Genomic DNA, 17,811 nt, shown 5'->3' on the forward strand with positions numbered 1-17,811 from the left:
CGACGGATGCGCCGCCCGGCCGCTTCTCGAGGACGGCCGTCATTGGCCGAGCGCGTTGTCGGCGTCGATCTGCTTCGCCGCCTGCTGCAGGCCACCGGAGAGGTCGTCCGTCCCGCCGTTCACGTACTTCAGGTCGAAGTCCTCCATCACCTTGATGTAGGCGCCGCCGTTCGGCGACGGCGGGTTGTTCTGCAGCTTGCCGCCGGCCGAGAGCTTCAGGAAGGTGTCGAACTGGGCCGGGAGCTGCAGGTCGGGCGACTTCAGCGCATCCGCGGTCGTCGGCACGTTGCCGAGCAGGTTCGCGAGCTGCACGAGCGGCTTCGTCTGCGTGCTCATGTACTTGACGAGCTCCCACGCCGCGCCCGCGTTCTTCGCGCCCTTCGGGATGCCGATGATCGTGCCCGTCGTGTACGCGGTCCCGTACGCGGCCGGGTCGGCGGTCGGGAACGGTGCGGTGCCGTAGGCCAGGCCGGGGTGCTCGGCCTTGAGGAACGCGGTGCGGTACTCGCCATCGATGATCATCGCGATCTTGCCGGTCTCGAAGTCGTTCGCGGCCGAGTACTCGTCGCCCGCCTTCGCGGTGAACTGGGTGAGCTTGGTCTTGCCGATGGCGTTCGTGAGCGACCGCTGCCACTGCAGCATGTCCTGCCAGCCCGTGCTGGACGCGACGGTCGACTTGCCGCTCGAGTCCTGCCACTGGGCGCCGAACTGGGGCGAGAGCGCCTGCACCGTGTTCTCGTAGAAGCCGGGGGTCGGAACGTAGCCGGCGACCTTGATGCTGCCGTCGCTGTTGTACTGGGTGAGCTTCTTCGCGTCGGCGGCGAGCTCGGCCATGGTCTTCGGCGGGGCGCTGATGCCCGCCTTCTGGAAGAGCGCCTTGTTGTAGTAGAGCCCGTACACGTCGGCGAGCAGCGGCATCGCGCACCGCTTGCCCTTGTAGGTCGTGTAGTCGCGGCTCGCCTGCGGGATCTGCGTCAGGTCGACCTTGTCGCGGCTGATGTAGGTCGAGAGGTCCTGGAAGGCGCCGGACGAGCAGTACTGGCCGATGTCGTCGGTGCTGAACGAGACGGCGACGTCGGGCGCGGTGCCGCCGCGGATCGACTGGGTGATCTTGTCATCGTCCTGGTTGCCGACGTTCTTGATCGTGATGTTCGGGTGGAGCTTGTGGAACCCGTCCATCACCTCGCCGAGGCCCTTCAGCTCCCGGTCGGAGAAGGCGCTCCACACGGTGAGGGTGACCTTCTGGTCGCCCGCGGGGGCGGACTGGGCGCCGGTCGAACCGGTGCCGACGCCGGTGCATCCGGCGAGGGCGAGCGGGACGGCGACGACGGCGAGCACCGCTGCGGTGACGCGCTTCATGAGCTGCTCCTGATGGGGTCGGTGGTCGAGGGAAGGGAACCGGTGCGGAACGCGGAGCGTCGCGCGGCGGCGAGGGCGATGCGGGCGGCGCCGGTGAGTGCGGCATCGGGGCCGACAGGGTAGGGCCTCAGCTCGGGCAGCGCGGACGGGTCCGTGTCGAGACGGGCGGCGAGCGCCGCTCGGACGTCGTCGCCGAGGCGCGCGGCGGCGGGCGCGCCGTAGCGGCCGCCGAGCAGCACGAGCTCAGGATCGAGCACCGCGACGAGCGCGGCGAGTCCGGCGGCGATGCGGCGGGCGATCTCCGCCGACGCCCGCGAGTGCGGGACGAGCGCGGACTCGGCGTCGGCGAGGCCCGCCTCCCCCGCCAGACGGTCGAACGCCCCGGGGGCGAGTGCGTCGGCGAGCTTCTCGATCCGCCCGTCGGCGGTGGCGACGGGGAGCAGGTCGATCTCGCCGGCGCCGCCGGTGAAGCCGCGGACGAGCTCGCCGTCGCGCACGATCGCGCCGCCGACGCCCTCGTCGATCCAGACGAACGCCATGCTGCGGGCGTCGAGCGCGGCGTCGTCGGCGATCGCCGCGAGCGCCATCAGGTTGACGTCGTTCTCGACCTGCACCGGCACGCCGAGCTCCGCCTCGAGGGCACCGGGGACGTCGTACCCGGCGAGGGCAGGCAGCTGCGGGGCGCCACGGACCGCACCGCTGCGGGGGTCCACGGCGCCCGGAACGCCGACCACCGCGCCGAGGAGGGCGTCCGTCGGGACTCCGGCGTCGGCGGCCAGCCGCGCGACCACCTCCGCGACGGTGCGCGGCACGTCCCGGCCGTCCCACGAGGTCTCCAGCTCGGCGACGGTCGTGCCGTCGAGGCCCTGCAGGCGGCCGCGGACGAGCTCGGCGGTGACGTCGACCGACGCGGCGTAGCCGACGTCGGGGCGCACGCGCCACGTCTGCTTCGCCGGGCCCGGGCCGCCCGGCCGCAGCTCGCCCTTCTCGACGAGCCCTGCGGTCTCGAGGCGGGTGAGGAGCTCGGCGACGCCCGGTTTCGACAGCCCGGTGAGGGCGCTGAGCTCCGCGCGGGTGACGGTGCCCGCGTCGAGGATGAACGCCAGGGCGGACTGGTCGTTCAGCACCCGAAGGCGGTTGGGGGAACCCGTCATCACCACTCCGTCGTGAATCGACTGGCAACTTTCCAATCGGTTGACGGGAAGCTAGCACCCGCGGTCGCGGACGTCGAGCCCCGCCCACAGGCGAGGCGGGATCTCCGTCCGTGACTTGCCCCTTTCGCCCCCTTCAACGCACCTGAAGGGGGCGAAAGCGGCAACTCGGCGGCGGGACTTCGCCGGTCCCGGCAGGGAGGTGACCAGTCCGGGAGGCCGCCCGGCCGTGCCGCCTGACGCGGCGGCCGGCCGAGCGGGCCCAGGTCAGGAGGACGCCTTCGTGAGGTCGTAGACCGTCGAGCCACCGACCGTCGCGGCCGTGTAGTGCGCCTTCACCCAGGCGAGGATCGCGCTCGAGGTCGAGCCGCCCTGGCCTCCCGCGCCTCCACCGCCCTGCCCGGAGACCAGGTAGTAGTGGACCTCGCCGGCCGTCACCGCCGCCTCGAACTGGGCGAGCGTCGGCGTCGGGTCGCTGCTCCAGCCCCCGATCGCCATCACCGCGGTGCCGCTCGACAGCTCCAGCGTCGCGGCCGTCTGCGAGCCGTCGACCGCGGCCGACCAGCGCGTGCCGGCCGCCTTCAGCAGTGTCGTGAGTGCCGCCGAGGTCGTCGCGGACCGGCCCGCTGCACCGGACGGTGCGGAGCCGACACCGGTAGCGGCGGACCCGGGGACCGCACCCGACGGCGCGGAGCCGGCGGATCCGGAGGGCCGGGAGCCGGTCGGCGGCGTGCCGCCCATCGTGCCGGCGGGCCGGGTGCCGCCGCCGAACCCCGGGCCCGTCGAGCCGCCGATGGACACCACGCCGACGGTCGGGATGGAGCCCTGATGCGCGACGGACGCGGTCGCGACGGACTCCGCCAGGGAGCCGCCGAGTCCGAACAGCATGCCGGCGACGACCGCGCCGGCGAGCAGCCGCCTGCCGGCGACGCCGCGGACGAGCGGCGCGAGCAGCATCGCCGCCGCTGCCGCGAGCGCGCCGGTCAGCAGCACCCAGCGGAGCCACGGGAGCCAGCCCGGGGTCTCCGCGAGCAGCACGAACGCCCATCCGCCGCTGACGGCGACGAGCGCGGCGAGTCCTGCGCGGCCGAGCCAGGAGGCGCGGTGCGTCCACAGCAGGGCGCCGCCGGTGCCGACGAGCCCGGCGATCGCCGGAGCGAGCGCCACCGTGTAGTACGGGTGCACCGTGCCGCTCATGTACGAGAACACCAGGCCGGTCACCACGAGCCACCCGCCCCAGAGAAGCAGCGCCGCACGAGGTCCGTCGGTGCGGGGGCGACGCCGGCCGGCGACCGCGAGGCCGAGCACGAGCGCGAGCAGCGCCGCCGGCAGCAGCCACGAGATCTCGAGTCCCATCTCGCTGCTGAACAGCCGCTGCAGCCCGGTCGCACCGCCGAAGCTGCCGCCGGAGGTGCCCTGCGCGGTGCGGCCGCCGTTCCCGGCGCCGCCGAAGATCCGGGCCAGGCCGTTGTAGCCGAACACGAGGTCGAGCACCGTGTTGTTCGTCGATCCGCCGATGTACGGCCGGGCGGATGCGGGCCAGAGCGCGACGGCGAGCACCCACCAGCCGGAGGACACGACGACCGCGACGGCCGCGACGGCGAGGTGCACGAGCCGCTTCGGCAGCGTGGCGCGGGCGGCGACGAGGTACACGAGACCGAAGGCGGGCAGCACGAGCAGCCCCTGCAGCATCTTGGTGAGGAATGCGAACCCGAGCGCGACGCCGGCGAGCGCGAGCCAGCGCCGGCTCGCCTTCGGCAGGGCGCGGACGACGGCGTAGGCGCCGAGCGTCATGAGCAGCGTGAGCAGCGCGTCCGGGTTGTCGAAGCGGAACATGAGCGCCGCGGCGGGTGTCGCGGCGAGCACTGCGCCGGCGAGCAGGCCGGCGCCGCGGGAGACGCCGGCGCCGAGCCGCACCAGGCTTCGCCGGACCGTGCCGTACACGAGCGCGACGGTCGCGACACCCATGAGGGCCTGCGGCGCGAGGAGGCTCCAGCTCGAGAAGCCGAAGACCCGGGCCGACAGGCCCATGATCCAGAGGGACGCGGGCGGCTTGTCCACCGTGATGAAGTTCGACGAGTCGAGGGAGCCGAAGAACCACGCCTCCCAGCTCTTCGACCCGGCCTGCACGGCCGCGGCGTAGAAGCTGTTCGCGGTGCCGCTCGCCGCGAGGCCCACGAGATAGAGCACCGCGGTGGCGATCAGGAGGCCGCCGAGAGCCGGGGCCGCCCAGCGAGGACGGGTGCCGGCGAGGGGGACGGGCCCCGCGATGCGGGCTGCGCCGGCCCGAGCGCGAGGAGGGGCGACGGGAGCTGCCGAGGTGGTCATGCGAGCACTCTCCAGGCGCCGCCGATGCGGTCTCCATGTCTCGCCAGTGCGCCTCCTATGATCCGCGGCTTGCCCCTTTCACCCCCTTCGCGACGCCTGAAGGGGGCGAAAGGGGCAAGTCACCAGGGCGGAAGGCGTTCAGCGGATCCTGGGCTGCCGCGCGTAGCGTCCCGCCATGGACACATCGGATGCGGAGCGGCGGGTCGACGACGAGACGATCGCGAAGCCGTTCGACCAGACCAACGGGATGATGCCGGACTCCGACGGGGAGTCCGACGGCACGGCCGCGAGCGACACCGCCAGCCCGGCTGAGCGGTCGGACCCGCTGCGGGCGGCCGACGCCGGGGACCAGACCGAGGGCGATCGGGGCGAGGCCACGGCCGCCGCCGCGATGACCTGGAAGCGGTCCGGCTGACCCGGCTTCAGATCACCGAGATCGGGATGCCCTGCCGTTCGGCGGCATCCAGGTAGAGCACGCCTGCGACCTCCCGGAACGACTGGCCGTCGGCGGTGTCGCCGCTCACCATCCGGTCGGGCGGACAGACGTGCACGCACGCCGGCAGGACGATCCTCACGGCGCCGGTCGCGGCCACGAGTTCGACCCGTCGCGTCTCGCCGGCGAGCTCGACGGTGACGGGGAGGGACGCGTCGAGGAGCAACGCGGGGGAAGGGAGGCTGCGCGTCTCGTCCATGAGCGAGTGTTGCGCGCCGGGCGCGCCGTCCGACACGCGGCGCGCCCAGAGTTTTCACAATCGAAACGCGACGCGTCGGCGCCGCCGCACCCTCGTCAGCCGAGCGGCAGGATCGCTGTCACCACCACCCAGGCGAGGGTGCAGGCGGAGCCGACCAGTGCGGCGAGGGTGAGGACCATCGTCGCTCGGTCCCTCGTCGCACTCCCCGGTCCACTCACATCTGCAGGCTGGACCTCCTTCTGATGAGCGGACCATGACCGCCCTCCGACCCTGCTGAGGGTCCGAGCGACGGACGCTGCGCCGGCATGCGCGTCAGAGGGCGGAGAAGCCGAGGCCGCGCGCGATCACCCCGAGCTGCACCTCCGACGTGCCCTCGCCGATCTCCAGGATCTTCGAGTCGCGGTAGTGCCGAGCCACGGGACTCGCGTTCAGGAAGCCGTAGCCGCCGAAGATCTGGGTCGCGTCGCGGGCGTTCGCCATCGCCGCCTCGCTGCCGACGAGCTTCGCGATCGACGCCTCCGTCTTGAACGGCTGCCCCTTGACGATCTTGATCGCCGCGTCGTAGTAGGCGAGGCGTGCGGTGTGCACCCGCGCCTGCATCCGGGCGAGCGTGAACGCGATGTGCTGGTTGTCGCCGATCGCCCGGCCGAACACGCGCCGCTCCCCCGCGTACCGCACCGCCTCCTCCAGGCAGCCCTGCGCGGCGCCCGTGCAGAGCGCCGCGAACGCCACCCGGCCCTCGTCGAGGGTCTGCAGGAAGTTCGCGAACCCGCGGCCCCGGGCGCCGAGGATGTTCTCCTCCGGCACCCGCACGTCCGTGAAGGTGAGCGGATGCGTGTCGGAGGTGTGCCAGCCGACCTTGTCGTACGCGGGGTGGGCGACGAAGCCGTCGATCGGCACCGGCACGAGGATCGCCGTGAGCTCCTTCTTCACCGACCCGTCGGGGTGCCTGCTCTCGCCGGTGACCGCGGTGACGGTGACGAGCCGTGTGATCTCGGAGCCGGAGTTGGTGATGAACTGCTTCGAGCCGTTGATCACCCACTGGCCGTCCTCGAGCACCGCCGTCGTGCGGGTGCCGGCGGCGTCCGACCCGGCCTCCGCCTCCGTCAGCCCGAACGCGCCGAGCGCGTGCCCGGAGGCGAGCAGCGGCAGCCACTCGCGCTTCTGCGCCTCCGTGCCGCTGCGCAGGATCGGCATCATGCCGAGCCCGACACCCGCCTCGAGCGTGACCGCGATGCTCTGATCGGCGCGGGCGAGCTGCTCGACCGCGAGGCAGAGCGCGAGGTAGTCGCGGCCGCGGCCGCCGTACTCCTCCGGGATGGGCAGTCCGAAGAGGCCCATGTCGCCCATCGCCCGGATGATGTCGTACGGCAGCTCGCGCTTCGTGTCGTACTCGTACGCGGCGGGCGCGACGACGGTGTCGGCGAAGTCGCGCACCTCGTCGCGCAGCCGAGCGTGGAACTCGGGCAGCTCGAAGCCCGCGGGCACGGTGTCGGTGGGGGTGAGCAGGGTCATGGCTGGCTCCTTGGTGAGGGCGATGGCGGGGCGGCCGGGTTCGGCAGGCCCTACCTGGTGAATGCGCTCGCGGGATCGGCGAGCAGGCGGCCGATGGTGGCGAGGAAGCGGGACCCCTGCTCCCCGTCGAGGACCCGGTGGTCGATGGAGAGCGACAGCGTCGTCACGGAGCGGAGCGCGATGCCGCCCTGCCACTCCCACGGCCGCTTCGCGACCTGACCGACGGCGAGGATCGCGGCCTCACCCGGGTTGAGGATCGGCGTGCCGGCGTCGACCCCGAAGACGCCGACGTTCGAGATCGTGATCGTGCTGCCCGCGAGATCGGCCGGGGCGGTGCGACCCGCGCGGGCCGTGGCGGCGAGGTCCGCGATCCGGCGGGCGAGATCGGCGAGTCCGGACGCCTGTGCGTCGCGGAGCACGGGGACGACGAGCCCTCTGGGCGTCGCCGCCGCGATGCCGAGGTGCACGGCGCGGGAGCGGTGGATCTCGTCGCCCGCCCACCGGGCGTTGACCTCCGGGTGATCCGCTGCGGCGAGGCAGAGGGCCTTCGCGACGGCGGCGAGGAACGTGACCTTCACGTCGCGGAACTCCGCCGTCGTGCGGAGCCGCTCGAGCAGCTCCATGGTGGCCGTCACGTCGACCGTGAGGAACATCGTCACGTGGGGTGCGGTGAAGGCGCTCGCGACCATGGCCTCGGCCGTCCGCCTGCGAACGCCGGTCACCGGGATCCGCTCGACGCCCTCGGCAACGGCGGGGACGGGAGCGGCCGAGTCCGGGTGCGCGGCGAGCTCGACGTCCTGCCGCGTGATCAGCCCGTGCTCACCGGTGGCGTGCACCTCGGCGAGGTGCACGCCGAGCTGCTCGGCGAGCCGGCGGACCGGCGGCGTCGCGCGCACCCGTTCGGCGGCGGCCCCATCAGGCGCGGCAGCAGGGGCGGGCGCGGCAGCAGGGGCTGCAGCGAAGCGCCGCGGGCGCCGCGCCTGCCGGCCGTCCGACTCGGGTACGGCGCCGTAGCCGACGAGGTTCGGCTGGGGCGCGTCGTCCGGCTCGTCGCCGTCCGAGATCCGGAAGGCGATGAGCGGCTCGCCGACGTTCACCGTCGTGCCCGGCGGCACGTAGAGCCGCTCGACGATTCCGGCGTGCGGCGACGGCAGCTCGACCATGGCCTTAGCGGTCTCCACCTCGGCGATGATCTGGTCGAGCCCGACCTCGTCGCCCTCGGCGACCTTCCACTGCACGAGCTCCGACTCGGTGAGGCCCTCGCCGAGGTCCGGCAGCCGGAACTGGACGATCACGACTCGTCCTCGAAGCTCGAGGGCCGGCCGAGCGCGGCGTCGACGCCGTCGAGCAGCCGGTCGAGGTCGGGCAGGTGGTGCTTCTCGAGCTTCGACGGCGGGTACGGGATGTCGAACCCGGTGACCCGCACGGGCGCGTGCTCGAGGTAGGAGAAGCAGCGCTCGGTGATGCCCGCGGCTAACTCGGCCCCGAGGCCGACCGACTCCGGCGCCTCGTGCGTGACGACGACGCGGCCCGTGCGGCGGACCGAGGCGGCGACGGTGACCCAGTCGATCGGCGAGAGGGAGCGGAGGTCGATCACCTCGAGGGAGACGCCCTCGTCGGCGGCGGCGTCCGCGGCGGCGAGCGCCACCTGCACGAGGCCGCCGAACGTGACGACCGTCGCGTCGGTGCCCTGCCGCAGCACGCGGGCCGTGCCGAGCGCCGCGGGCCGCGAGCGGCCCGTGTCGACCTCGCCCTTCAGGTGGTAGCGGCGCTTGGGCTCGAAGAACAGCACCGGGTCGTCGCAGGCGATCGCGTCCTGGAGCAGGTCGTAGGCGTCCTGAGGATCCGCGACGCTCACGACTCGGAGGCCCGGCGTGTGCGCGAAGTAGGCCTCGGGCGAGTCCGAGTGGTGCTCGGCCGAGCCGATGCCGCCGCCCACCGGGATGCGGATGGTGATCGGCAGGCTCACCGCGCCGTTCGTGCGGGCCCGCATCCGCGCCACCTGGGACACGATCTGGTCGAACGCCGGGTAGACGAAGCCGTCGAACTGGATCTCGCAGACGGGCCGGTAGCCGCGGTAGGCGAGGCCGACGGCCGTGCCGAGGATCCCGGACTCCGCGAGCGGCGTGTCCATGACGCGGCGCGGGCCGAACTCCCGCTGCAGCCCGTCGGTGATCCGGTAGACCCCGCCGAGCCGGCCGATGTCCTCGCCCATGAGCACGACCTTCGGATCCGCGGTGAGCGCGGCGCGCAGCCCGGCGTTCAGGGCGCCGCCCATCGTCATCGTGCTCATCGGGCGTCCTCGAAGGAGTCGAGGTAGCGCGCGTAGCGGGCCTTCTGCCGATCGAGCTCCGGATGCGCAGTGGCGTAGACGTGCTCGAACAGCGACATCGGGTCGGGGTCGGGGAGCGCGGTGCAGGCCGCCCGCATCGCGTGGGCGACCTCGTCGGCGTGGGCCGTGACCGCGGCGCGGCGCTCGTCCGTGAGCACGCCGCGGGCGGTGAGGTGCGCGGCGACCCGGTCGATCGGGTCGAGCCGGCGCCAGGCCTCGAGCTCGGCCGGATCACGGTAGCGGGTGGGGTCGTCCGCCGTCGTGTGCGGTCCCATGCGGTACGTGACGGCTTCGATGAAGGAGGGGCCGCCGCCGGCCCGGGCTCGGGCGAGGGCCGCGCGGGTCACGGCGAGCACGGCGAGCACGTCGTTGCCGTCGACCGTGACGGACGGCACACCGAAGCCCGCGGCACGGCCGGCGAGGCTCGAGCCGCTCTGCAGCGACACCGGCTCGGAGATGGCCCAGTGGTTGTTCTGGCAGAAGAACACGACCGGCGCCGTGTAGGTCGCGGCGAACACGAGTGCCTCGCTCGCGTCGCCCTCGCTCGTCGCGCCGTCGCCGAAGTAGGCGATGGCCACGGCGTCGGAGCCGTCGTGCTGCAGGCCGAGCGCGTACCCGGTGGCGTGCAGGGTCTGTGCGGCGATGATCACCTGCGGCGTCGCCATGCCGACGCGGTAGGGGTCCCAGCCGGAGGCGGTGACCCCCCGCCACACCGGCACGAGCTCCGCCGGCGTCACACCGCGGCAGTAGGCGACGCCGTTCTCGCGGTAGCTCGTGAAGGCGAAGTCGTCGGTGCGGAGCGCGCGGGCGGAACCGATCTGAGCGGCCTCCTGGCCGAGCAGCGGCGGCCAGAGCGCGAGCTCGCCCTGGCGCTGCAGGTTGGTGGCCTCGGTGTCGATGCGTCGCACGACGACCATGTCGTCGTAGAGGGCGAGGAGGGCCTCGTCGTCGACGTCCGCGACCTGCCCGCCGTACTCGGCGTCGTCCCGGCGCTCGCCGTCCGGCGTGAGGATGCGGACGGCGCCGCGAAGGGCGGGGTCCGGGTCGGGCGTGCCTGCGGCACGCGGGGCTGCGACTGTGTGGGACATATGCGACCGCCTTTGGTGCGCGAGATCCGGCGACGGCGCCGAATGCCTGCGCACGGTACGCCGCATTGCTCAAGAGTGGCAATGAGTTCCCATCGTGTCGGGCATTCTGCTCAAGCCACGCCTCGACGGCCGCCCCTCGGCGCTGCTACGGTTCCGCACTGTGCGCGACCTCGACGACGTGGACCTGAAGCTGCTGCTCGCCCTCGCCGCGAACCCGAGAGCGACGACGGTCGCGCTCGCCGAGAACCTGCAGCTGAGCCGCAACACCGTGCAGGCTCGGATGACCGCCCTCACGCGGGCCGGGGCGTTCCTCGACTACGACCGATGCATCGATCCGGTCGCCGCCGGCTACCCGCTCGTGGCGTTCACGACCCTCCACGTACGGCAGCAGATGCTCGTGCCGATCGTCGAGGCGCTTGCGAAGATCCCCGAGATCGTGCAGGCGCACGGACTCTCCGGATCCGCGGATCTGCTCGTGCGCATCGTCTGCACCTCGGCGGAGGACCTCTTCCGGGTCAACGCCGAGATGCTCGCCGTGCCGGGGGTCGAGCGCGCGGAGACGGCGATGGGGATCAGCGAGGTGATCCCCTACCGGATCACTCCGCTGCTCGAGTCGCGCCTGCCGGGCTGACGGGCGCTCCGAGCAGCGCCGCGAGCGCCATCGCGGACAGCAGCCCGACGGGATCGGGCATCGCCTCGAGCCCGGGCGTGGTCGGCGTCGCGTTCAGCAGGCCGAAGACCGCGTGCAGGCGCACGACCGCCTCGGTGCGGGGCAGGTCGGGCCGGACCGCGACCAGCACGTCCGCCCAGGTCTCGACGTAGCGGCGCTGCAGCGACCTGACGCGGCGGCTCGCCTCCTCGGACAGGTGCGGCAGCTCGCGGTCCTGCACCCGGATGACGTCCCGCTCGGCCAGCGCGAAGTCGGCATGGAACGCGACGAGGTCGGCGAGCGTCGTGGAGGGATCCGCGCCTCGGCCGACCGCCTCCGCCGCACCGTCGAGCAGCCGCTCGCTCGCCCTGACGAGCAGCTCGGCGAGGACGTCCTCCTTGCCGCGGAAGTGCCGGTAGAGCGCCGGGCCGGAGACACCGGCGGCGGCGCCGAGCTCCTCGATGCCGACGCCGGCGTAGCCGCGGGCCGCGAAGCGCTCGGCCGCAGCATCGAGGTAGCGCTGGCGACGGTCCGCCTTCGCCGTCGCGCGCCAGGTGCTGGTCATGATCCGCGATGCTACGCTCGGTTAGCGATCACTAACTCGGATGAACGCGTGCGATCACCGACCGGAATCGATCCCACCGCTCGCTCCCACGAGCCCGCGGGGCGACAGGAGTGCCGATGCAGCCGCTCGGAACGGCCGTGCGGCCCGGGGACCCGGGCGCCGAGACGAACGCCGCACGCCAGCGCGCGCTCGTCGCCGACCTGCGCGAGCGGCTCGCCGCCGCGGCGCTGGGCGGTCCCGCCTCCTCCCGCGAGCGCCACACGGCGCGCGGCAAGCTGCTCGTCCGCGACCGCATCGACCGGCTGCTGGACCGCGGCAGCCCCTTCCTGGAGATCGCGGCGCTCGCGGCGACCGGCATGTACGACGACGAGTGCCCGTCCGCCGGCATCGTCACCGGCATCGGCCTCGTCGCCGGCCGGCACTGCATGGTGATCGCGAACGACGCCACGGTGAAGGGCGGCTCGTACTTCCCGATGACGGTGAAGAAGCACCTGCGGGCGCAGGAGATCGCTGCCGAGAACCGCCTGCCGTGCATCGCGCTCGTCGATTCGGGCGGGGCGTTCCTGCCGATGCAGGACGAGGTGTTCCCCGACCGCGATCACTTCGGGCGGATCTTCTACAACCAGGCCCGGCTGTCGGCCGCCGGGGTGCCGCAGCTCGCGGCGGTGCTCGGCTCGAGCACCGCCGGCGGCGCCTACGTGCCGGCGATGAGCGACGAGACGGTCATCGTGGCCGAGCAGGGCACGATCTTCCTCGGCGGTCCGCCGCTCGTGAAGGCCGCAACCGGCGAGGTGGTCTCCGCCGAGGACCTCGGCGGAGGGGCGGTGCACGCCCGCGTGTCCGGGGTGGTCGACCACCTCGTCCCGGACGACGCCGCCGCCCTCGACCGGCTGCGCGACATCGTCGCCACCCTCCCGCCGACGCCCGCGCCGGCCTGGGAGGTGCTGCCGGCCGAGGATCCGGTCGTCGCGCCCGAGACCCTCACCGCGGCGCTACCCGCCGACGCCGGCACCCCGCTCGATCCGCGGGAGGTGATCGCGCGCCTCGTCGACGGCAGCCGCTTCACCGAGTTCAAGGCCGAGTACGGCACGACCCTCGTGACGGGCTTCGCGCGGATCCACGGCCATCCGGTCGGCATCGTCGCGAACCACGGCGTGCTGTTCAGCGAGTCGGCGCTGAAGGGCGCGCACTTCGTGGAGCTCTGCGACCAGCGCGGGATCCCCCTGCTGTTCCTGCAGAACATCACCGGCTTCATGGTCGGCCGGGAGTACGAGGCGGGCGGCATCGCGAAGCACGGCGCGAAGATGGTCACCGCCGTCGCGACGGCGCGCGTGCCGAAGCTCACGGTCGTGATCGGCGGGTCGTTCGGCGCCGGCAACTACTCGATGAGCGGCCGCGCCTACTCGCCGCGCTTCCTCTGGATGTGGCCGGGCGCGCGCATCTCCGTGATGGGCGGCCCGCAGGCCGCGTCGGTGCTCGCCACGCTGCGCCGCGACCAGCTCGAGGCCGCGGGACGCCCGTTCGACGCGGCGGATGAAGCGGCGTTCACGGAGCCGATCCTCGAGCGCTACGACAGCCAGGGATCCCCGTACTACTCCACCGCCCGGCTCTGGGACGACGGCGTCATCGACCCCGCCGACACCCGCGACGTGGTCGGGCTGGCGCTCGACGTCTGCGCCCGTGCCCCCCTGCCCGACCGGGCCTCGCCCGTCTTCCGGATGTGACCGCCGTGTTCTCCACCGTGCTCGTCGCCAACCGGGGCGAGATCGCCTGCCGGGTGATCCGCACCCTCGACCGGCTCGGCATCCGGTCCGTCGCCGTGTACAGCGACGCGGACGCCGACGCCCCGCACGTGCGGCTCGCCAACGTCGCGGTGCGCATCGGCACGGCCGCCGCCGCGGACAGCTACCTCGACATCGACGCGGTGATCGCGGCGGCGCGGGCGACGGGCGCCGAGGCGGTGCATCCGGGATACGGGTTCCTGTCCGAGAACGCCGCGTTCGCAGGGGCGTGCGCCGCGGCCGGGATCGTCTTCATCGGCCCGTCCCCCGAGGCGCTCGCGGCGATGGGCGACAAGATCCGCGCCCGCGCGCACGTCTCGGCCCGCGGGGTGCCCGTGGTGCCAGGGCTCGCGCGGGCGGGACTCACGGATGAGGAGCTGCTCGCAGCGATGCCGGGCATCGGGTTCCCGGCGCTCATCAAGCCGTCCGCGGGCGGCGGCGGCAAGGGCATGCACGTCGTCGAGCGTCTCGAGGACGCTCCCGCCGCCCTGGCGGCCGCCCGGCGCGAGGCCGCCGGCGCGTTCGGCGACGACACCCTCTTCGTCGAGCGGTACGTGGCGACGCCGCGGCACATCGAGGTGCAGGTGGTCGCGGACGCCCACGGCGCGGTCGTCGCGTTCGGGGAGCGCGAGTGCAGTCTGCAGCGCCGCCACCAGAAGGTCGTCGAGGAGGCGCCGAGCGTGCTCCTCGACGAGCCCACCCGGCTGCGGATCTGCGCGGACGCCTGCGAGACCGCCCGCAGCGTCGGCTACACCGGCGCGGGCACGGTCGAGTTCATCGTGTCCGCGGACGCCCCCGACGAGTACTTCTTCCTCGAGATGAACACGCGGCTGCAGGTCGAGCATCCGGTCACCGAGCTGGTGTCCGGCGTCGACCTCGTCGAGCTGCAGCTGCAGGTCGCCGCGGGCCAGCCGCTCGGCGTCCGGCAGGAGGACGTGCGGCTCACCGGGCATGCGATCGAGGCGCGGCTGTACGCGGAGGACCCCGCCGCGGGCTTCCTGCCGACCGGCGGCACCCTCCTCGCGGTCGCCCTGCCCGGCGGCGAGGGGGTGCGCGTCGACGGGGCGATCGCCACGGGGATGATCGTGACCTCGGACTACGACCCGATGCTCGCGAAGATCATCGCCTGGGCGCCGGATCGCGCACAGGCGATCGCCCGGCTCCGCCGCGCCCTCGGCGAGACGGTCGTGCAGGGGGTGGGCACGAACGTCGCGTTCCTCGCGGCGCTGCTCGACGACCCGGACGTGCGGGCCGGAGACCTCGACACCGGGCTCATCGAGCGACGGCTCGCGGCGCTCACGGCCGGCTCCTCGCTCCCCCACGCCGCGGTGCGCGCCGCGCTCATCACCCACGCCACCGAGCGCCGCGACGGGGGCGGCCCGTGGCAGCGGCTCGGCGGCTGGCGGCTCACCGGACCGGCGCCGGCGCGGTTCGCGTTCCGGCACCTCGACGGAGGCGCGCCGGAGACCGTGCTCGTCACCGGCTCGCCGCAGGCGACGGTCGTGCGCACCGAGGACGGCGCCCTCCGACCCGCGTCGGTGGTGCTCGAGGAGGGCATCGCCCGCATCCGCCTCGACGGCGTCGAATCGAGGACGCACTGGATCCGGGCCGGCGAGGTCCTCCACCTCGCGGCGGACGGACGCACCGCGGTGCTCACGGAGCGGCCCGCGGCGATCGACGGCAGGACCGCGGGCGCCGCGGATCCGGAGCTCCGCTCCCCCATGCCGGGCACCGTCGTGGCCGTCCCCGCCGCGGACGGCACGGTCGTCGCCGACGGCGACCCCGTCGTCGTGGTCGAGGCGATGAAGATGGAGTACGCGGTGCGGGCGACGACGGCCGGGCGGGTGACGCAGGCCGTCTCGGTCGGCGATCGGGTGGGACGCGGCCAGGTGCTGGCCGTGATCGAGGCGGAGACGGAGGCGTCCGGATGACGGAGCGCACGGTGGTGCAGCGCGGGCTCTACTACGAGGAGCTCGAGGAGGGGGTGCGCTACGTGCACAGTCCCTCGCGCACGGTGACGGAGGCGGACAACGTGCTCTTCACCACGCTGACCGGCAACACGCAGTCGCTGCACCTCGACGCCGAGTGGGCGCGGAACACCGAGTTCGGGGAACGCCTGGTCAACAGCATGTTCACGCTCTCGACCCTGGTGGGCCTGTCGGTGGCGCAGCTCACCCAGGGCACGATCGTGGCCAACCTCGGCTTCCGCGACGTGCGCTTCCCGGCGCCGGTGCGGGCGGGCGACACCCTCACGGCATCGAGCCGCATCCTTGAGAAGCGCCTGTCGAGGTCGCGGCCCGGCCAGGGACTCGTGGTGTTCGAGCACACCGCGGTGAACCAGCGGGGCGAGACCGTGGCCGTCGCGGTGCGCACGGCGCTGATGCAGCGCATGCCGGAGACGGCATGAGCGGCGCGCTGGGCCCGGCGCTGCTGTTCTGCCCCGCGGACCGGCCGGACCGGTACGGGAAGGCGCTGGCGGCCGCGGACACCGTGATCCTCGACCTCGAGGACGCCGTCGCGGCCCACCGAAAGGACGCCGCCCGGGCGGCCGTCGCGGCCTCGGCGCTACCGGTGGCGCGCACCGTCGTGCGGGTGAACCCCGTGTCGGCCGGGATGCTCGAGGCGGACCTCGCGGCCGTCGACGCGGCCGGCTATCGGACGATCATGCTCGCGAAGGCCGAGTCGACCGCCGACCTCGCCCCGCTCGGCCGCTACGCCGTGATCGCGCTCTGCGAGACGCCCGCGGGCGTGCTCGCCGCGCCGGCTCTCGCCGCCGCCCCGAACACCGTCGGTCTCATGTGGGGTGCCGAGGACCTCGTCGCCGCGCTCGGCGGCCGGTCGAGCCGGGGCGCCGACGGCCGCTACCGCGACGTCGCCCGAGCCGCTCGCGCCGCCGTGCTGCTCGCGGCGGGCGCCTCCGGCAGGGCCGCCTACGACGCCGTGCACCTCGACCTCACCGACGACATCGGGCTGGCCGCCGAGGCGGAGGACGCCGCGGCGAGCGGGTTCGCCGGGACCGTCTGCATCCATCCGCGGCAGGTGCCCGTCGTGCGCACCGCCTACCAGCCGACCGATGCCGAGCTGGCGTGGGCGCACCGGGTGCTCGAGGCGGCCGCGGCCGGCGGGGTCGTCGCCGTGGACGGCCGGATGGTCGACGAGCCGCTGCTCGTGCAGGCCCGCCGCGTGGTCGCCGCCGCCGGCTGAGCCGACGGTCCCCGGGGCGCTGCGGAGAGCAGTTCAGGCTGGACGGATTCGGGGTCGGGCGGCGGGCGGCTCCTCCGACCAGTGCCCGGCCGGAGGCACCAGGGGCACGTGCTGGGCCGACGCGTGCGCCGCCCACCACCCGTCCATCGGATGACCGTCCATGCCCGGCATTCGGAGCGGACCGGCTCCAGGAGGGTCAGCGGAGGTGGGACGCGCCGTTCACGTCGAGCACGGCGCCGCTCACCCAGTCGGGCGCGTCGAGCGCCAGCCACATGACGGTGGCGGCGATCTCGTCCGCGGTCGCGACGCGGCCGAACGGGCTCTGCGCCCGCACCGCGTCGCCGGCGGGCGAATCGAGCACCGAGCGGGCCATGTCGGTCTCGACGAACCCGGGCGCGACCGCGGTGGCGGTGATCCCGTACGGCGCGAGCGCGAGCGCGAGCGACTGGGTCATGGAGTGCAGGCCGGCCTTCGTCGCGGCGTAGGCGGCGGTCACGGGCTCGCCCCGGTAGGCGCCGCGGGAGCCGACGGCGACGATCCGCCCGCCGGCCGCACCCTCGGGCCTCGAGCGCAGGTGATCGACGAGCAGCCACGCGAGGTCGGCGGGGCCGAGCAGGTTCACCGCGACGTGCCGGCGCCAGGCCGCGCGCCACGTGTCGAGATCGACGCCGTCGATCGGATGCGCCTCGAAGACGCCCGCGTTGTTCACGAGCACGTCGAGCCGTCCGAGGCCGTCGACAGCGGCCGCGACCACCGCGGGCGCGGCGTCCGGATCCGCGAGGTCGCCCACGACGGCCACGTGACCCGCGCCCGGCAGCGAGTCGACGACCGCCCGGGCAGCGGCGAGGTCGCGCCCGGCGTGCACGGCGACGCGCGCTCCGTGGCCGGCGAGGGCCGCCGCGATCGCGGCGCCGATCCCCCGGCTGCCTCCGGTGACGAGACAGCCGCGTGGACCGGTCAGGATGGGGGCTGCCGCGGCGTGCGCGGCGTGCGGGGCCGCACGGCCGGGATCGGCTCGGTGCGGTCCGACTCGGCGAGCGGCGCGAACAGGCGGTCGATCGCGGAGTCGCGGTCGTCGTCGTCCTCCTCCTCACGCCGCACCGGGGGCCGGGTGCGAGCAGGGGGGCGGCGGGCGGGCTGACGGGGA

General features: G+C 73.9%; 18 protein-coding genes. 6 read left to right on the forward strand and 12 right to left on the reverse strand.

Annotated features, from left to right (window positions below):
* Positions 1-39: 39 nt before the first annotated feature.
* The 3 genes from JWQ92_RS13765 to JWQ92_RS13775 form a co-directional block, all read right to left on the reverse strand.
* A complete protein-coding gene (locus JWQ92_RS13765; protein WP_297345030.1) occupies positions 40-1,359 on the reverse strand; it encodes an ABC transporter substrate-binding protein in 1,320 nt (439 codons plus the stop codon).
* Positions 1,356-2,513: an ROK family transcriptional regulator gene (locus JWQ92_RS13770; protein WP_297345031.1), complete on the reverse strand. Its 1,158-nt coding sequence runs from the start codon at positions 2,511-2,513 to the stop codon at positions 1,356-1,358. Before JWQ92_RS13770 ends, JWQ92_RS13765 begins: the two co-directional genes overlap by 4 nt.
* A 264-nt stretch (positions 2,514-2,777) precedes the next feature.
* Positions 2,778-4,838: a glycosyltransferase family 39 protein gene (locus JWQ92_RS13775; RefSeq protein WP_297345032.1), complete on the reverse strand. Its 2,061-nt coding sequence runs from the start codon at positions 4,836-4,838 to the stop codon at positions 2,778-2,780.
* A 175-nt stretch (positions 4,839-5,013) separates the two neighbouring features.
* Between JWQ92_RS13775 and JWQ92_RS13780 the strand changes: the two genes are divergently transcribed.
* Positions 5,014-5,253, forward strand: coding sequence for a hypothetical protein (locus JWQ92_RS13780; RefSeq protein ID WP_297345033.1), 240 nt, complete (start codon positions 5,014-5,016; stop codon positions 5,251-5,253).
* A gap of 7 nt (positions 5,254-5,260) precedes the next feature.
* Here the strand turns inward: JWQ92_RS13780 and JWQ92_RS13785 are convergent, their stop codons facing one another.
* From JWQ92_RS13785 to pdhA, 6 genes are all read right to left on the reverse strand, one after another.
* A complete protein-coding gene (locus JWQ92_RS13785; protein WP_297345034.1) occupies positions 5,261-5,530 on the reverse strand; it encodes a hypothetical protein in 270 nt (89 codons plus the stop codon).
* Between the two features lie 95 nt (positions 5,531-5,625).
* Complete coding sequence (locus JWQ92_RS13790) at positions 5,626-5,748, reverse strand: hypothetical protein (RefSeq protein WP_297345035.1); 123 nt, start codon at positions 5,746-5,748, stop codon at positions 5,626-5,628.
* Positions 5,749-5,842: 94 nt separating this feature from the next.
* Positions 5,843-7,045: an acyl-CoA dehydrogenase family protein gene (locus JWQ92_RS13795; RefSeq protein WP_297345036.1), complete on the reverse strand. Its 1,203-nt coding sequence runs from the start codon at positions 7,043-7,045 to the stop codon at positions 5,843-5,845.
* A gap of 50 nt (positions 7,046-7,095) precedes the next feature.
* On the reverse strand, positions 7,096-8,340 hold the full coding sequence (locus tag JWQ92_RS13800) for a dihydrolipoamide acetyltransferase family protein (protein ID WP_297345037.1): 1,245 nt from the start codon (positions 8,338-8,340) through the stop codon (positions 7,096-7,098).
* The gene (locus JWQ92_RS13805) at positions 8,337-9,338 is read right to left on the reverse strand and encodes an alpha-ketoacid dehydrogenase subunit beta (RefSeq protein ID WP_297345038.1); all 1,002 of its coding nucleotides are present in this window, start codon (positions 9,336-9,338) and stop codon (positions 8,337-8,339) included. The genes JWQ92_RS13800 and JWQ92_RS13805 overlap by 4 nt, the downstream gene beginning before the upstream one ends.
* Positions 9,335-10,465 carry a pyruvate dehydrogenase (acetyl-transferring) E1 component subunit alpha gene (pdhA, locus tag JWQ92_RS13810; protein WP_297345039.1) on the reverse strand — a complete coding sequence of 377 codons (1,131 nt, stop codon included), beginning with the start codon at positions 10,463-10,465 and terminating at the stop codon, positions 9,335-9,337. Before pdhA ends, JWQ92_RS13805 begins: the two co-directional genes overlap by 4 nt.
* Positions 10,466-10,625: 160 nt before the next feature.
* Here pdhA and JWQ92_RS13815 point away from each other — a divergent pair, with 160 nt between their 5' ends.
* Positions 10,626-11,096 carry an Lrp/AsnC ligand binding domain-containing protein gene (locus tag JWQ92_RS13815; protein WP_297345046.1) on the forward strand — a complete coding sequence of 157 codons (471 nt, stop codon included), beginning with the start codon at positions 10,626-10,628 and terminating at the stop codon, positions 11,094-11,096.
* On the opposite strand, the gene JWQ92_RS13820 is transcribed toward JWQ92_RS13815, so the two are convergent.
* Positions 11,062-11,679, reverse strand: coding sequence for a TetR/AcrR family transcriptional regulator (locus tag JWQ92_RS13820; RefSeq protein WP_297345040.1), 618 nt, complete (start codon positions 11,677-11,679; stop codon positions 11,062-11,064). The two genes, JWQ92_RS13815 and JWQ92_RS13820, sit on opposite strands and share 35 nt — an antisense overlap.
* A gap of 116 nt (positions 11,680-11,795) precedes the next feature.
* Here JWQ92_RS13820 and JWQ92_RS13825 point away from each other — a divergent pair, with 116 nt between their 5' ends.
* From JWQ92_RS13825 to JWQ92_RS13840, 4 genes are read left to right on the forward strand one after another with little or no spacing between them, the layout of a single operon-like run.
* A complete protein-coding gene (locus JWQ92_RS13825) occupies positions 11,796-13,403 on the forward strand; it encodes a carboxyl transferase domain-containing protein (protein WP_297345041.1) in 1,608 nt (535 codons plus the stop codon).
* A 5-nt stretch (positions 13,404-13,408) separates the two neighbouring features.
* Complete coding sequence (locus JWQ92_RS13830; protein ID WP_297345042.1) at positions 13,409-15,391, forward strand: biotin carboxylase N-terminal domain-containing protein; 1,983 nt, start codon at positions 13,409-13,411, stop codon at positions 15,389-15,391.
* Complete coding sequence (locus JWQ92_RS13835; RefSeq protein ID WP_297345043.1) at positions 15,388-15,867, forward strand: MaoC family dehydratase; 480 nt, start codon at positions 15,388-15,390, stop codon at positions 15,865-15,867. Before JWQ92_RS13830 ends, JWQ92_RS13835 begins: the two co-directional genes overlap by 4 nt.
* The gene (locus JWQ92_RS13840; protein ID WP_297345044.1) at positions 15,864-16,664 is read left to right on the forward strand and encodes an aldolase/citrate lyase family protein; all 801 of its coding nucleotides are present in this window, start codon (positions 15,864-15,866) and stop codon (positions 16,662-16,664) included. The genes JWQ92_RS13835 and JWQ92_RS13840 overlap by 4 nt, the downstream gene beginning before the upstream one ends.
* Before the next feature lie 196 nt (positions 16,665-16,860).
* Here the strand turns inward: JWQ92_RS13840 and JWQ92_RS13845 are convergent, their stop codons facing one another.
* Both JWQ92_RS13845 and JWQ92_RS13850 read right to left on the reverse strand, forming a co-directional pair.
* The gene (locus tag JWQ92_RS13845) at positions 16,861-17,628 is read right to left on the reverse strand and encodes an SDR family NAD(P)-dependent oxidoreductase (protein WP_297345047.1); all 768 of its coding nucleotides are present in this window, start codon (positions 17,626-17,628) and stop codon (positions 16,861-16,863) included.
* Positions 17,622-17,811: hypothetical protein (locus tag JWQ92_RS13850; RefSeq protein WP_297345045.1), on the reverse strand; the 190-nt coding region annotated here is incomplete at its 5' end. The genes JWQ92_RS13850 and JWQ92_RS13845, both read right to left, overlap by 7 nt.

This window comes from Amnibacterium sp., assembly GCF_025463795.1.
Lineage (GTDB): Bacteria > Actinomycetota > Actinomycetes > Actinomycetales > Microbacteriaceae > Amnibacterium.